This window comes from Halovibrio sp. HP20-59 (assembly GCF_033052795.2).
Lineage (GTDB): Bacteria > Pseudomonadota > Gammaproteobacteria > Pseudomonadales > Halomonadaceae > Vreelandella.
The window spans coordinates 1-227 of record NZ_JAWJUW020000206.1 but is presented as its reverse complement, the minus strand read 5'-3'; the positions used below and the strand labels follow the sequence as shown (position 1 = coordinate 227).

The window sequence follows — 227 nt, the reverse complement described above, 5'->3', positions numbered from 1 at the left end:
ACTGGGGTGAAGTCGTAACAAGGTAGCCGTAGGGGAACCTGCGGCTGGATCACCTCCTTAAACGATGCGTCACAGTCGGTAAGCGTCCACAATGAATTACCTGATCAGATAGCTGTCGATGAGCAGTGATAAGCCAGCCGCCTCCGGCGCTGTCTTATCACTGCTTATAGCAGTCGCTCTTTAACAATGTATATCATGCTGACAAGAACACTTCGTAAGAAGTGGTC

At 49.8% G+C, this 227-nt stretch carries 1 rRNA gene; it reads left to right on the top strand.

The features are described from left to right. Positions 1–60: ribosomal RNA gene (locus RZA33_RS19885) — 16S ribosomal RNA — on the top strand; the annotation flags it as partial. Positions 61–227: the final 167 nt, after the last annotated feature.